General features: G+C 38.3%; 14 protein-coding genes. 1 reads left to right on the forward strand and 13 read right to left on the reverse strand.

Going from position 1 to position 14,818, the window contains the following annotated elements:
• Window positions 1-824: 824 nt before the first annotated feature.
• The 10 genes from BLR60_RS05460 to BLR60_RS05505 all read right to left on the reverse strand — a co-directional run bounded on the left by BLR60_RS05460 (window position 825) and on the right by BLR60_RS05505 (window position 9,580).
• A complete protein-coding gene (locus BLR60_RS05460; protein ID WP_090497603.1) occupies window positions 825-1,349 on the reverse strand; it encodes a thermonuclease family protein in 525 nt (174 codons plus the stop codon).
• Window positions 1,331-1,543: a hypothetical protein gene (locus BLR60_RS05465; protein WP_090497605.1), complete on the reverse strand. Its 213-nt coding sequence runs from the start codon at window positions 1,541-1,543 to the stop codon at window positions 1,331-1,333. Before BLR60_RS05465 ends, BLR60_RS05460 begins: the two co-directional genes overlap by 19 nt.
• A 94-nt stretch (window positions 1,544-1,637) precedes the next feature.
• Complete coding sequence (locus BLR60_RS05470) at window positions 1,638-2,483, reverse strand: hypothetical protein (RefSeq protein ID WP_090497607.1); 846 nt, start codon at window positions 2,481-2,483, stop codon at window positions 1,638-1,640.
• A 12-nt stretch (window positions 2,484-2,495) separates the two neighbouring features.
• Complete coding sequence (locus BLR60_RS05475) at window positions 2,496-3,824, reverse strand: beta-carotene 15,15'-monooxygenase (protein ID WP_090497609.1); 1,329 nt, start codon at window positions 3,822-3,824, stop codon at window positions 2,496-2,498.
• Between the two features lie 32 nt (window positions 3,825-3,856).
• Window positions 3,857-4,249: a DUF6804 family protein gene (locus BLR60_RS05480; RefSeq protein WP_090497611.1), complete on the reverse strand. Its 393-nt coding sequence runs from the start codon at window positions 4,247-4,249 to the stop codon at window positions 3,857-3,859.
• On the reverse strand, window positions 4,249-4,854 hold the full coding sequence (locus BLR60_RS05485) for a PH domain-containing protein (RefSeq protein WP_090497613.1): 606 nt from the start codon (window positions 4,852-4,854) through the stop codon (window positions 4,249-4,251). The genes BLR60_RS05480 and BLR60_RS05485 overlap by 1 nt, the downstream gene beginning before the upstream one ends.
• Window positions 4,855-5,820: 966 nt before the next feature.
• Window positions 5,821-6,885 carry a type I restriction endonuclease gene (locus tag BLR60_RS05490; RefSeq protein WP_090497615.1) on the reverse strand — a complete coding sequence of 355 codons (1,065 nt, stop codon included), beginning with the start codon at window positions 6,883-6,885 and terminating at the stop codon, window positions 5,821-5,823.
• 103 nt (window positions 6,886-6,988) lie between these two features.
• Window positions 6,989-7,654 carry a response regulator gene (locus BLR60_RS05495; RefSeq protein ID WP_090497617.1) on the reverse strand — a complete coding sequence of 222 codons (666 nt, stop codon included), beginning with the start codon at window positions 7,652-7,654 and terminating at the stop codon, window positions 6,989-6,991.
• A gap of 11 nt (window positions 7,655-7,665) precedes the next feature.
• Window positions 7,666-9,315, reverse strand: a complete 1,650-nt coding sequence (locus BLR60_RS05500; protein WP_090497619.1) for a tetratricopeptide repeat-containing sensor histidine kinase — start codon at window positions 9,313-9,315, stop codon at window positions 7,666-7,668.
• Window positions 9,316-9,385: 70 nt separating this feature from the next.
• Window positions 9,386-9,580: a hypothetical protein gene (locus BLR60_RS05505; protein WP_090497621.1), complete on the reverse strand. Its 195-nt coding sequence runs from the start codon at window positions 9,578-9,580 to the stop codon at window positions 9,386-9,388.
• A 378-nt stretch (window positions 9,581-9,958) separates the two neighbouring features.
• Here BLR60_RS05505 and BLR60_RS05510 point away from each other — a divergent pair, with 378 nt between their 5' ends.
• Window positions 9,959-11,197, forward strand: a complete 1,239-nt coding sequence (locus BLR60_RS05510; RefSeq protein WP_090497623.1) for a hypothetical protein — start codon at window positions 9,959-9,961, stop codon at window positions 11,195-11,197.
• Between the two features lie 713 nt (window positions 11,198-11,910).
• Here BLR60_RS05510 and moeB read toward each other — a convergent pair.
• Genes moeB through BLR60_RS05525 form a run of 3 tightly spaced genes read right to left on the reverse strand, consistent with a single transcriptional unit; the run spans window position 11,911 to window position 14,814 of the window.
• On the reverse strand, window positions 11,911-12,939 hold the full coding sequence (gene moeB, locus BLR60_RS05515) for a HesA/MoeB/ThiF family protein (RefSeq protein ID WP_090497625.1): 1,029 nt from the start codon (window positions 12,937-12,939) through the stop codon (window positions 11,911-11,913).
• Window positions 12,933-14,057 (reverse strand): 2-iminoacetate synthase ThiH, encoded by a 1,125-nt coding sequence (gene thiH / locus BLR60_RS05520; RefSeq protein ID WP_090497627.1) that lies wholly within the window; start codon window positions 14,055-14,057, stop codon window positions 12,933-12,935. The genes moeB and thiH overlap by 7 nt, the downstream gene beginning before the upstream one ends.
• Entirely contained in the window at window positions 14,044-14,814 is a 771-nt protein-coding gene (locus tag BLR60_RS05525) for a thiazole synthase (RefSeq protein ID WP_090497629.1), read from the reverse strand. The genes thiH and BLR60_RS05525 overlap by 14 nt, the downstream gene beginning before the upstream one ends.
• Between the last annotated feature and the right edge of the window lie 4 nt (window positions 14,815-14,818).

A 14,818-nucleotide genomic window follows, 5' to 3' on the forward strand; every position in this document is an offset into this window, starting at 1 on the left:
AAAACATCTTTAATCGGGCTTAGGGACATGGCGCAAGGGCAAACTTGTTCCGCTGTGCCAATAAGGTCAGTACAGGGCTTACTGCTTTTTTAGGTAGGTACCTTGGGTAATCTGCGCTGCGCCATTTGCTGCCAATAACACTACCCACCTTGCAAGAAAATGCACCATTTGCGCGTTTTAATACTTTGCCATATTTTGGTTTTTTAAGTGAAAAATGTTTAACTAATCGGATTTCAATTATACCGGTATGTTCAAATCCATGATCAAACCTAGTCGCTTTAAAGCAATGGAACTCATTTTGGACTCAATCGGGCCAAATTGAGCCAATTACATATTATAAAGAGCTAAATGAGCTATCCTAAAATCTAGTTTGGCGGGCAAATCAGCAGGCATGTGCGGGCAGCCTGCCTTAGGGCAACATCACCAAAAGCACAGTAAATTTTTACCATAAAAAAACCTATTCTTTACCTTTTAGGTAACGAATGGGTAACCAATGGGTAAACAATAGGTAAAGGATTGGTAACCAAAAGGTAACCCAGGGGTAAGCTTGGTACCAAGAAAAGGTAAACAACAGGTAAAGGAGGGGTAATTAAATACGGCCTTTTCGGTGGTTTTTCAGGCAGGTGAACAGGTATATCGTGCACTCAAAAAGCAATACAGACTGACTGATAAGATGCTCACAGCAGTCCATGTGTTTGCCATGTCATACTGCATTGATCAAATACCATTGACAACTATTGTTAGCGTAAGCGTATTGTGAAAATAAACTATCCTGCGCAGCTCTACCACGTAATACAGAAGGAATATTTTGTAGTGCAGTGAATTTATTTCCCAGAAAGATGCTTCGTTCCCCGCCACTCCCATGGCGCTACCGCATCTGCTTCCTGCCATAAACCTACCTTGTTTTTCCTCGCGGTGATTTCCAACTGCGCATATAGCGGGTCATGCGAGTATTTTTTAAAATGCCAGGCCATACCCAGTTTAAGCATTTCCTGATTAAGCACCTGTTTTTTATCGTTAACAACCACGGCGATCAATCTTTTATACCGGTCGTATTTTTGGCCCTGAACAGTTACCATTTGCCCGAAACATAAATCGGACAAGGTCTGTTTGGCTTTTGTCCCAAAAGGCTGGTGGCCACGTTTCTCGGGACAATCGATATGCGCCAAACGGATTTTAACCGGATGATCCTGATACAATACCTCCAAAGTATCGCCATCTAAAATCCGGATAACCCTGGCGGTAAAAACCAGATGACTATAGTTGATGCCTTTATTTCCTGCCGGCTGGATGAAGCAGGACTGAAGCGTGAGCAATAACAGCAGCAGGCTTACTTTTCCCAGCCGCATAATGTTTTGCCTTCTTTTTTGGCTTTTTCTATATCCACTTTTATAATCTTGTAAGTACAATTGCTTAAACCACGACAATCTGAGCTATTGTGGTATTTTTTAGCGCCTGGACTGTTGCATACATATACGGTTGTAATTTCTTTGCAGGTAATAATGTTAGCAAAGAATAAGATGAGTAGGGAGAGTGTTTTCATGATGGGGGGATTGATTTTAAGGGGTTTAATCGTTTGATTATAAAATAATTAATAATTATAAGAATAGCAATGAGCATTGCTATGGTTTATTGACTCACTGAATAAAATTGTTAATTATGGGTTCTATACTAGAAGGCAGGTCGGTTATCCGAAGTTCAAATTTCTTAACTTTCATCGCTTTAAACCAATCTGCCCAGTATTGTTTAATCACATCTTCTTCATAAGGATTTTTAATGGATGGATTGATGCCTAATACTATAATTTCGAGGTCTTTTAGGTTATAAGGGAAGGCGATAAAACCAAGATTCTTTTGCTTCATGACGGCTTGGTAACTTGCAGTGGTGAGCTTTTTTAAACTCAGAAATTGCGGAGTGATGTAAGAACTTTTACCGGCATTTTCAATTTTGCTGTCTTTATAGTACATATACCCATCGGTTAGTATCACTAAAATATTCCGATGCTGGGGTTTAATGCAATATTCGCGAATGTTGTTTTTAAAAAACTTCCAAATATCGGAGCCAACATAATTGTGATCTTTAATAGCCCTCTGGTAAATTTTGGTCGGGTTATCGGTATAAAGCTTTTCTATATTCAGGAAATCCTTTTTACTGGTTTGGGGGCTAAAACTAACCTTTAACTGATCACTTAGCTGATCAATATTAGGGATATTGGGCAAAGGATTAAAGAAAACCTGCATCTGGTCTTTTAACAGCAGCATCTTTTTTCCCTTTACATGGTTAGTAAATGCTTTTTGTACTGATTTGATATATTGCAGGTCGCGTTGGTAAATCCCGGGATTCTTTTTAGGGTCTATCCGATCAGATAAATCCAGTAAAAAGCTGATGTTCAGGTTCTGTTTTGCCGGCTGAGCTTTAGCTTCTTTCGCAAAAGCAGTTGTAATGAAGAGCGGCAGTAATATGTTTAGTAAGGTATGCTTCATGATGCCTGGTGGTTATAAAGTTGTGACGTAAACAGCATTTTGTGAATCTTCATTGGCCCCTACACTTTTAAGGTTTTCATGATAAGTTTCCATACATTCAGTTTGAAGAACAACTTTTTCGTGTTGTGAAATTCGGAGTTTTTCGTTAACGAAGGTAATCCAGCCTTGCATGTATTCTGAGGCATATAATACATATTCTTTTGTGGGAATAATTACCGCATCAATAATACTTTGAAGTGCTTTAACCCGTTCTTGCGCTGCAATTGAATCTGTCTTAACTTTATTAAGTTCTTCTATCAACTTTGCTTTTTGAATTTCAATATCGCTTATCCTATCCTGATGGATTTGGATGTCTTTTTTTCTCCGCAACTGTTCGTGTTTGATTTTGTCTTTCTCCCGGTGTTCTTTCATGATAAAATCGAACACCACTCCCCAGATGAGGTACACTACAAAACCGGCAAAGATGATTCCCCAGAACTGGATTTTCCCAAACGCAATGGGGATATTAAATTCAGGTGTATTAAACGTTTTGGTTAGCTCGTAAATCTTTTCTTCAATCTGGTAAGCCAGAATGGCATCAAAGACAAAGGTAGTCAGTAACAACAGACCAATTTTAGTGTAATTCACAATGCTTCTAACCTCCCCAAACATGTGAATTAAATAACCCAGCCCTAAAAAGACAAAAGGGATAAAGGTTACGAAAGCACCTTCGAGTGAACCGTCATGCCAGGCTTTTTCAAAAGCTTTCGAATCGAGTACATTCATAATGATGGTACTATTGGCATCAAAGGGTTTAAAAAATGCAGAGTAAGAAGTAGAGATATAAAAAGTGAACAGATACAGACTTAAAGGCATCAGGATGATTAAACCGATCCAGAACTTCCCCGAAGCACCTTTTGAAGCACTGATATGATATTTTTCCGGATTCCGGGGCAGGTCGTTAATCTCGAGCTTTAGCTCTTCGATATGATCTTTTACGGCCCTGATATCGGCTTCTACTTTCACGATCTGCTGTTCTTTACTTTCTTTACTGATGACCAGTGTTTTGATTTCGGTCTCTCTGTTTTTCTGCTCAGTGATGTAGGGCTCTTTTGCCAGTTGCTGTTTCTCTATCAGCTCTTTTTCTTCATTCTGAAACCTAGCATAAATGGCGTTTAAGCAAATGGAAAGTGCCAGTGGGCTACCACTATTTCTCGAGCCATCCCTGAAACCGGCTTCGTGGTAAGTTCTTTTTCTTACATCATCTCCATCATCAATACTTTGATTTTGAACCTGATTATTTTGAGGCTGAGGCTGATTATCCGTTTTTGGACGGAACAATTCTTCTATTTGGGCGATCATAACATTACGTTTTAGTTTGATTTATGATGTGATTATTGTATTTCTCTTTTCACCGAAACAATACGGTCTCTAGAGTATGTTTTTTGAACGGGTAAAATTTCAGCTGTTTTTTCGGCTTGTTTTGCAGGTTCACTTTTCTTATAAAAGGCAATAATTAAAAACAGGAGTCCGGTGAGGATATCGAGCGGGATCCAGATGCTTTTTCTATGCAGGTAAATAGGAAACAGGGGATTAAAAAGGATGAGTACGAGAACAAAAATGATGGCTAAGGAATAATTTTTTTGCTTGATCCAGCTATAAATAAGTAAGGCTGCTCCCAATGAAACAATGGTTCTTAAAAAGGTATAAAATTCAATGGGTAACTTCAATATGGCTACAAAACAGCAGATTGAACAGACAATGAATATGATTTTTTTAGCATTCATTAGACACGCGATAGAATTTCATTTTTCTTGCTGTCAAATTCTTCCTGAGAAAGAATTCCATTTTCTAATAAAGCTTTTAATTTTTGTAAAACTGCAAAAGGATCTTCGGTTTGGGCAATATTTTCATTTGGCATATTAGGAGTATTATTTACAACAATTCCGCCCCCTGCCGCTGCTCTTTTATCCTCTAGGTCTTTTTGCCTTCTATATTCCCGCATTTCTTCCTCTTTCTCCTGAGCATACTGATAGAGTTTTCTTGCTTGATTTTTTGGCAGATAATCCATCATATTATTGAAATTTCTTACAGTCTTCATGGTAAATGTTGCGCCTAATATCCCCTCTTTAATGTGGCAATCTGCAACATCTTTCCAGCTGTAATCTTGGAAATCCATTGACAAACCGAAATTCTTTGGTTTACAAAATATTAACCGCCTATTCGTTAATGCAATGCAATCCGGCGAGAAATTTATTGCTGGTTTCTTTTGTACCGCTATATATTCTACCTGTTCGTTAGAAGTAAGCAAGCTATTAATCCGCTCTAAAATTTTTTCTACCGCTTTTGGATCTTGCTCTTCATTTAAGAACTTTTTTAAATCATTTATCATAATCTTTTGTCTAATGTGGCTATAATTTTCATATCAAAAGTATATAAGCCCAATTCCTAAACCTTACGGGAAACCGTAACGCGAAAAACTATTTTCATGATTTCGGAAATCTAGATACGCTATAAATCAAAGAATTAGATAAAACTTAAATCATAACGAACAGTAAAAGAAGTATGACTATATTTTCTAAATAGATTTCTCCACTGCGGTCGAAATGACGACCTCACAAAACGTATAGTCTTCTCGAAATTGCCAATCGGTTTTTATGAAATAAATCATTCCTTCGGCTTGATATCGTCTTCCGATTTTTCTTTCTTCCACCGATTGTTATCGGGGCGCTTACTCGATAAAAATGTATGGGCAATAACAGGTTTCATGGTTGCGGTATCAAGGTGCCTGGGCGTTGCCTATGACAAATATTGAGAGTAGCATCATAATCTAGTTTTCATAGTGCTAAGTTATTCTGGCTAAAAGCGTATTCTTACGGCTAACCTCACGGGAATCCTTCGGCTCCGCTCAGGATGATAAACGCTTTTTTAAACCACAGAGATAAGACACCGAGAACAGAGAGGTTATTAATGGCTATAATTATTCCCACCGCAAAAGATCTGTCGGCTCTGCTGCGATCGGCAGATTCCAATAGAATGGTTGTCATCTTAACCGGAGCAACGCAAAGTGCCTACCTGTGCAGACAGGCTTGCCTGATACCGGCGGGAAAGTAGGTTATCGGAATCAAATTTAAAAGATCTCTCTGCCTGTACGGGTAGGCGCTGCAGTCGAGATGACGATTTTACGGCATAATTTACTTCTTAAAATCGTGTTATTTATATTGATTTTATGAAATACTTATCCCCGGGATGAAAAATCAAGCTGAGCGTTTGCATCATTAAAATGAGGAGCTGCCCCTGTCTCCTCCCATGACAAGCCATGAGGCAACCCCAACATTTTTGTGAGAGATGTGGTTAATTAATAATTTTCTAAAGTTTGATGTAATTGAGCTCTGTAGTCGTAAAGTTCATCCAGATTAAACAACTGTTTTTTCTCGCCGGCATCTTTCCCTTTCTCAAAAGTTTCGATGTATTTGTTAGCCGTATTAAAATGAAATCTGCAGATCGGTTTCCGGTTATTATCATCCAATAATACGCCAAAGTAAGATTGGGTATCGCGTGCCGCGATGCGTGCTGAAGAAATTTTTTCGCGTAGAATGGCTTTTACAATCTGGAAGGCTTCCAGTTCTTCCTCAGTGGTTACAATTTTTGAAGTGTCAGCATCTTCAATAACGGGAATTAATTTGTCTTCTTCCTTTTTTTCTATTTTTTCATTAATGTTCAATGCCGATTTTAAGCGGTCGCTGATGGATTCATTAATGGAAATGGCAAGGGCTTTTTTAGTATATTCCTTAAAGGCAATCATCCGGTTTGCGGTTAAGGGTTTGTTGAAAAACCGGTTCACCAATAGTTTTACCATTTCATCAGAAGGATTGTCAATCTCTTTTTCAAATTCCTTCCTAATGGCTTTGATGTATTTTAAGCCTTCGGCCGAATCGAGGATCGTTTCCAGATTATATTCGTTTTTGGTGAAACTCTCCAGGATTTTAATGGCGTTATCTTTCAGGTCTTCGATATCGATAGTGAGGAAAGGTTTCTCATCCATAATATTCGGTTTTTCCAGATCGGCGTAAAAATTATACACCGTGCCATTGGTTAATACGCCAAACCTTGCTTTTGACACATGGTAATAGCGGTGCAGCTGAGAGTTATGTGCATCAGCATTTTCTTTCCAATGTTTGCATTCGAAAATGAGGATAGGTTCATTGTTTTTTCGGATGACGTAATCCACCTTTTCCCCTTTTTTGGTGCCGATATCACAAATATGTTCCGGGATCACTTCTGTAGGATTAAAAATATCGTAACCCAGAATTTGAATAAATGGCATTACGAATGCATTTTTCGTAGCTTCTTCGGTATTGATCTGATCTTTTAATCCGACCACCCGCTGGTGGAGTTGTTCTAACTTTAATTTAAGATCCATTTAGGCTTGGTTTTTGGTTTATTGATCAAAAGTAAAGCAGCTGAAGATGTTATTCTTACGGGAAACCGTAGGCATTTAGCTAAAAATCAGAACAGATAAAGTGTCAAATGATCTTATTTGCAATGCAATGTGCAATCAATTGCCCGTTATTTGAAATATTTAAAGAAGTTTTAATGTGATTGATCCTTTTCTCAATACTGCTGAGACTATGTGGTTCCAGTTTTTTCTGTTTCAAAAGATCAGGCATCTCCTTTTGTGTTCTGCCTTCCAATAGTAATAAAACAATAGCCTTATCATATTCAGTAAAAATATGTGAGCTAATGTGTTTTTGCCGCAGATTGGGAGAATGGTATTTTTTATTTTTATAAATACTTTCCATAGCCAATTTTAAATCCTTTGCATCATGACGTGCCTTCGGAACGAATCCATCAATATTTAATTCCTGGAAAAGTGCATTCGCGATTAATGCCCGGTTTTCAATAGAAAAGACTAATACTTTAATATCAGGCTGTACAGCTCTTATAGCTGTAATTAATTCACGGCCATCAGCTATTTTCTGTTGAGTATATTCCTCATCAAATGATAGATCAGTAATAATCAATTCATATGGATCAAGTTCCTGCAATGCTTTTTTTACTCTGGTTAAAGCATCATCACAATAAAATACATAATCCTGGTTGTTGATGGTGATGTTTAACTCAGCAAGTGCATTGCGAAGAGAGAGGCTAACAATTTCATGATCTTCGGCTATTAATACCTTTTTGAACATAGATATACATTTTATATTGGAAACGAGAGTTTAATTTCAAGTCCTGCATCAGGCTTAGTGTCAAAAGTAATGCTACCTGAAATATTTTCTATACGGTTTTCCGTATTGGTTAAACCATTCTTTTTAAAAGCCCCTTGCATACCCTTTCCATTATCAAAATATATAACTGATATAACGTTGTTTTTTTTAGTAAATTCGATACTTACACAATCTGCACCACTGTGTTTGGCCATATTGGTCATCAGGTTTTGCAGAATAAAATAAACCTCGTACTTGGTACTTTCCTCAACCTTCTCCCAAAGTTTTTCATCACTTCCCTTTACTACAACCTCAACCTTGTCTGATGAATAAGCATATAACATTTTATTAACATCTCTGAAAAAGCTTTCTTTAATATTAATGTTCGTGTTTTGGTATAAAATATTTCTGGATATGTTATAAACAATTTCAAGTTGATCTGCAACCTCGGCTCTGTCCATTCCCGGATCATTCTCTACTTCAGTCATGACTTGGTATATCTTATTCGCAACTTCATCGTGGACCTTTTTTACGTATTTAAGTTCAGTTTTTTTAACCTCAAGCTCTTTTTCCTTTTTTAACTCTTTTTGCCTCCTTCGGTAAAACATATAGCCTATCATTAGACACGCTACCAATGTTCCTATACCTATATTTCTTAAAATTATATCTTTTTGCTTTTTGACATTTTCTGCTTGAGCTTTAAGATAGTCTGCTTCGTTTTTTTCGGAATTATAACGTATAACAGCAAATTGATTTTTTGCGGCTGACCGTATATCCTGTATACTGTCACTGATCCCTTGGTATGCTTTAAAATATTTTTTAGTTAACCTAGACGGGCTAATTCGAATCAGTTTTTGAAGTGCTTCAAGTCGATCATCCGGGCTATTAAGCTTTGTTGCAATTCCATACATCTTTTTTGCATATTTAAATGCTGAATCAGATTTTGTATTTTCATAATAATCGGCAAGATGCGAATAACTAGCGTTTTGACCCCATTCATCTTTACCATCTTCTCTAATCTTTAAAGCAGATAATAATTTGGGTATTGCATTATAATTGGAATTTTGTAACCATTGTGTTTTTGCAATATTTGAGAGAACCCTTGCATACTCTCTACTGTTTTTTCTTTCTTTTAATATAAGCTTCTTATAGATGTTAAGTGCAAGATTGTACTTATTTGTTTTTTGATAAACGAGTGCTTTATTATTTAATATTCTAAGCCTAAAAGAATCATCTTTTGAAAACTTAAGTGCCTTTTCATAATACGTTAATGCTGAACTATAATTCTTAAGATTATAATTATTAACTCCAAGCTCATTATAAGTTGAAGAAAGACAATCATAATCTTTATCCTCACTCTCATTTAAAAATTTTAAGGACAAGGCTAGACTTTCAAGGCTTCCGAAATAGTCGCTTGATTCGGATTGAATTGAAGCCATATAGTTATATGATATGGCGATCGTTAAACTATCTTTACTATTTTTAGCTACCGTATTAAAGTAAAAAAAAGCAGAATCATTACCTTTATCATGTAATATTAGTGCTTTATGAAAATCTGCATCTAGAACTTTTTGCTTATTAATTTCTTTTTTCTGACAAGCTAAAAATAGAATTGCAATAGCTATTAATAGGGAATTTTTCAATGGTCGAGAACTTAATTTATTCAAATATAACAAAAGTAAGGTAGTATCTACTACCTTACTTTTATTCTTACTATGGGTTTGTAGGTGGTTTTATAGGTGGCACATGACCTGTTTCGCCACCTGTATCATCACCTGGATCCCCTGTATCAGTAGGGTCGGTATCATTAGCGTTTACTACTGTACCACCGCTGTGGCCGCAATTATTATTTGTATTTGTAGGCGTTGCCAGGCCAAGTAATATGGCAATAAAAAGAGGTAAAAACATCTTGTCAAAATTTTAGAATTTGAAATACTGGGAGGGTATCCGCGACCGTTCGCGGACCTTTCTCCGGGTTGTAAATCAGAAGGCCTTCTGAAAATTTTGGGAAGTTTTGAGTGTCTGTCGCGGGAGTTAGTAACTGCTTCCCAAACCGGCTATTCACAACCGCGATTTCTACTCTTTTTATTAATCAGTTTTTTATTTTAGCTTTGATAATGAATCGCCACCTGTGCTGATCAACGATACAAATATGGGGGCTTCAAAAAGCTAATGGCCAGATAATTCCGGTTCTACACGAAATACTTTTTTAATTCTTTTGAATTCTGGAAAACCGTAAAAATTCCAGAAATACCGTTTTTACTTTTATGCTAAATTTTTTGAAAAATGCCTGAAGATTATCAAGACTTAGTATTGGCTACCTATAGAAAGAAATGCGAAGAAAGAAAGCTCCATTTAAACCTATTAAAGCCAACTGTAGTAAAATTAAAAAAGGAATGCATTAAGAAGTATGATGCCAGTGATGAAGCTAAAGATGTGTTCTCAGACTTTTTTGATAAAGACAAGATGGATGATATCTCCTTGATTTTATCAAAAGCTGATCCTGGTGATTTTAGACCGCTACTAAATCATATAAATGGTGCAACAAAAAGAACTGATGAAAGGAATAGTGAACTTTTAGCATGGTTAATAGATTTTCAGCCTAGGCCAAGTACAACTTATTATAAAAGTTTTGATAAAGATAAGGCATCAGATATAGTAGAAGTTATTGATACACCTGATGTTAAAATTGATGAAACACTTACGGCGATAACAGGTGGAAACAATGACGATAATAAGAATCTCGAAAATGAAAAAATAAGTAAAGACGAAAGAGAAAATAAACAGGACGACAGAATTGAAGAAGTAAAGGAACCAAAAGTCAAACCGACTACACCGCCCATTGTTGTTATTCCTATAAAAACTGGTGACGTCAAAATAAATGGAGGTAATACTGAGCCACCTCCCACAATTCCTAAAAAACCTGAATATGTGCCCCACTTCTCTCCCCACTACATCACCATTTCCTGTATCATTTTACTATTCGTTGGCACCACTTCTTTTGCTGTTTGGGAACGTCGTGCTATAACAGTCAGGGCGGCCCAATCAGATGAAAAATTTATGTACTGGGATGAAGATCACTACGAACCCATTAAAAATGAAAAACAAAATGTTGGTTCAGCAATAATTCCATTAAACGTTCAAACGTTAACGCATCAAAGAAAAATTAATTTGCCTGATACGCTAACCAGTTATTCAATTGGAAAAGTGTGGTATAAAGGCCATGGAAAGGATCATGAGTTTTTTACCGCTAGCGGTCCTTATCCTCAGGATTTACAACGAGTGTTGAAACCACTTACCAACAATATTTTAACCAAGCATACTTCTAATTACAGGTATATGCTTACCCGTTTAGTATGGTTTATATGTGCAGCTTTTTTTATAGGTCTCTGTGGTTTTGCAGTGAGTAAGATAAATAAAGTTGATAAATCGAAAGAAGAAAAGGATCCAGAGATAAATTTAGCACCAGAAATTACTCATGATGTGAACGGAACTGAATCCCCGCAATACATTATGCCAGCTTGATCCGGCAACTATTTGATGGGAACTAAAAAGTGCTCGTCGGAGATACTGCTGATGCAGCAATGGGTTGTTAGCATAGGATCCCACGCCTGCGCGGGGATGACGGCTTTTTTATTAAAGTCTGTTAATTGGAAGCAGTTTAAGGGCTATGCAAATTAATTTAAGCGCCAGGCCTTTGGCGATTAACATCAAGCATAAAATCTATGTGTTCTCTGGGTCTTTTTTCTTTGTGGGCCCGATGGTAAAAAACGCAAGTAAGTCCGAAAACCGAGCTACAAAGCGAAGGTATCCCTCCATGCAATCTGTCCTCCTGAGGGATAATTTATTGTATAAAAATCAATATGATTGACGTACAATTGTTTTCTTTTAGTCCTACGGCGCAGTCTTGCCTCGGCTCACCGCCGCCGAAGGGCTCTTACTTTTTGGCATCAAAAAGTAACAAAAAATGCCGGCTGAAAATTTTTCTTTTAAAGCTAGTAGTAGGGCTTGGTCAGTGCAGTCCGAAAAATTTATTAGGCCGGTTTTAAGTAGAACGGTGATGCGGTGCTATGGCCTAGCTGCACGGAAATGCATGATGTAATAATCCTCTCATTAATAGGCAATTATAAATTAACGTCAATGGTAACGGAGTCGAATGAGCTATCAAGGATGGACGACGGGCGGTTGGCGTATCGCCGCAATTAACCAGTTAACCCGATGACTAGTGAACAAATAAACTAAACCAATCCTCCTGTTAAACTATAAACCTGTCCTGTGTAGATTCCTTCCAATAATTGCACTGCCATTTTGCTCCGTTGCCCGGTTTGGCAATAACATACTATTTTTTTGTTTTTTGGAATAGCGTCGAGCGAATTATTCAATTCGTATAAGGATATATTTACCCCACCAAGGTTGTTTTCTTCATGTTCGTAATCTTCCCGTACATCGATCAGGAAAACTTCATCTTTGTGAGCCAAAAGCCATTGGGCTAAAGTAGCTTGATCAATTTCCTTTATTGCTTTAGTTTCGGATTTAATTGTTGGGGTTTGCTTTTCTGAAGTAATTTTAAATACGGATACATTATTATTTAAAGCATCGATAGTCATCAATTTGCCTGATAAAGTTTCGCCGATGTTGCAGATTAGTTTAACGGCTTCGTTGGCCATGTATAATCCGATAATTCCGGGCAAAATGCCGATTACCCCACCCGCTGCACAGGTCATGCTTTCTGCTGGTGGTGCCGGGTAAAGGTCTCTGTAATTTGTGCCGCCTTGATGATTAAATACCGCAACCTGGCCTTCAAAACCCAAAATAGAGCCAAAAATGAGTGTTATACCTAAACTTACACAGGTATCATTCACCAGGTATCGCGTACTAAAGTTATCAGAACAATCTATGATTAGGTCATATTCCTGACAGATAGCTATGGCATTAGCTGGCGTAAAACGTTCGTAATAAACCGTAAAATTGACGTGGGGATTGAGCAATGCAAGTTTTGCACTCGCTACCTTTGCCTTTGGTTGGCCAATATCGTTGTGGTTGTATAAAATCTGACGCTGCAGGTTGCTTAACTCCACCACATCATCATCTACAATGCCAATTGTTCCGGCCCCTGCTGCAGCCAGATATTGCAATACGGGACAGCCCAGGCCACCCGCACCAATAACCAGTACCCGTGCTACTTTCAGTTTTTCCTGTCCCTCCGGGCCCAGTTCGGGCAGTATCATTTGCCGGTTGTAGCGGTTTAATTCTGCTCTGGTTAACATGATTGGTGGATTAAACTCCTGTCCCAATCTTTCCAGATGGGTTCGTAACCTTGTTTACTGATCATGGCGGCAATTTCCTGTGGCGAACGTTCATCAGATATTTCGAATTGCTCCAAAGATTGTGGTGCTACTTCGTAACCGCCCGGATTGGTTTTAGAGCCCGCACTAATCGCTGTGATCCCCAGTTTAATAATATGGTTCCTAAAGGTTTCTGTTTCACGGGTAGAGATAGACAGCTCCACTTCGCTATTAAATAAACGGTAAGCACAGATGAGTTGTACCAATTCTTTATCATTCATCACCACTTTAGGTTCCAAACCGCCACTAAAAGGGCGTAACCTCGGGAAGGAGATACTGAATTTACTCTGCCAATACTGTTTTTCCAGGTAAGATAGATGTAGGGCCGTAAAAAAAGAATCAGTTCTCCAGTCTTCCAGTCCGATGAGTACGCCAAGCCCCATTTTATGGATCCCAGCCTGCCCCAACCGGTCGGGAGTTTCTAAGCGGTATAAAAAGTTGGCTTTTTTGCCTTTCGGGTGGTGTTTGCGGTAATCGTCCTGATGGTAGGTTTCCTGGTAAACGAGCACCGTATTTAAGCCACGTGGAATAAGTGTTCCATAATCTTCCACATCTAACGGCTGTACCTCCATGGCTATATGGGCAAAATGCGGACTGATCAGGTCCAGTACTTTTTTAAAATAATCGGTATGTACTGTTTGATTGGCTTCGCCTGTTACCAATAGCACGTGCTCATAACCCATGCCTTTAATTACGGCAACCTCCTGCATAATTTCCATTGGGTTGAGCGTTCTGCGCCGCACTTTATTATCGTAACTGAAGCCACAATAGGTACAGATATTATTACACTCATTAGAAAGATAAAGCGGAATATACATTTGGATGGTCCGGCCAAACCGGTCTAAGGTTAAGCGCTGGCTAATCTGTGCCATATCTTCGAGATAGGGCAATGCCGCTGGAGAAATTAATGCTTTAAAATCTTCCAGCGTTCGTTGCTGGTTGTTTAAAGCCCTTTCTACATCGGTGGCGGTTTTATCATAAATACTGGCTTTGGTATCATCCCAGTTGTAAGATTCGAATACCTGGTTAAAACTCTTCATCAAGAAATGTAGTTAGTGGACTGCTTGCCGCAGCATATTGTGTTTGCGTGCCTAATTTAGACTCGAAAGCCATTCTACCGGCTTCAACAGCCAGTTTAAAAGCAATAGCCATATTGGTTGGATCTTTAGCAATGGCAATCGCAGTATTCACCAAAACGGCATCGGCGCCTATTTCCATGGCTTTGGCCGCATCAGATGGTGCACCAATACCTGCATCAATAATCACAGGTACCTTGCTCTGGCTGATGATAATCTCTAAAAAATCGATGGTTCTTAAACCTTTATTACTGCCAATAGGCGATCCTAATGGCATTACTGCTGCGGTTCCCACATCTTCTAAGCGTTTGCATAAAACGGGGTCGGCATGGATGTAAGGCAATACTACAAAACCAAGTTTAACCAGTTCTGCTGTTGCTTTTAACGTTTCGATCGGATCAGGCATCAGATATTTTGGGTCTGGATGGATTTCGAGCTTGATCCAGTTGGTTTCTAGCGCTTCGCGTGCCAGCTGAGCGGCAAAAACAGCCTCTTTTGCATTACGCACTCCTGATGTATTGGGCAATAAGTTAATATGCGGATGTTTAAGGTGCTGGAGGATATCATCATCCTTGCCTTTTAAATCCACCCGTTTAAGGGCTACGGTTACAAGTTCGGAGGCCGAGGCAATTAAAGCATTTTCCATTTCTATGGCCGAAGAAAATTTTCCTGTCCCGGTAAAAAGGCGTGAGCTAAAGGTTTGATCTGCTATGGTTAACATATCT

It is taken from the genome of Pedobacter terrae (genome assembly GCF_900100705.1).
Classification (GTDB): Bacteria; Bacteroidota; Bacteroidia; order Sphingobacteriales; family Sphingobacteriaceae; genus Pedobacter; species Pedobacter terrae.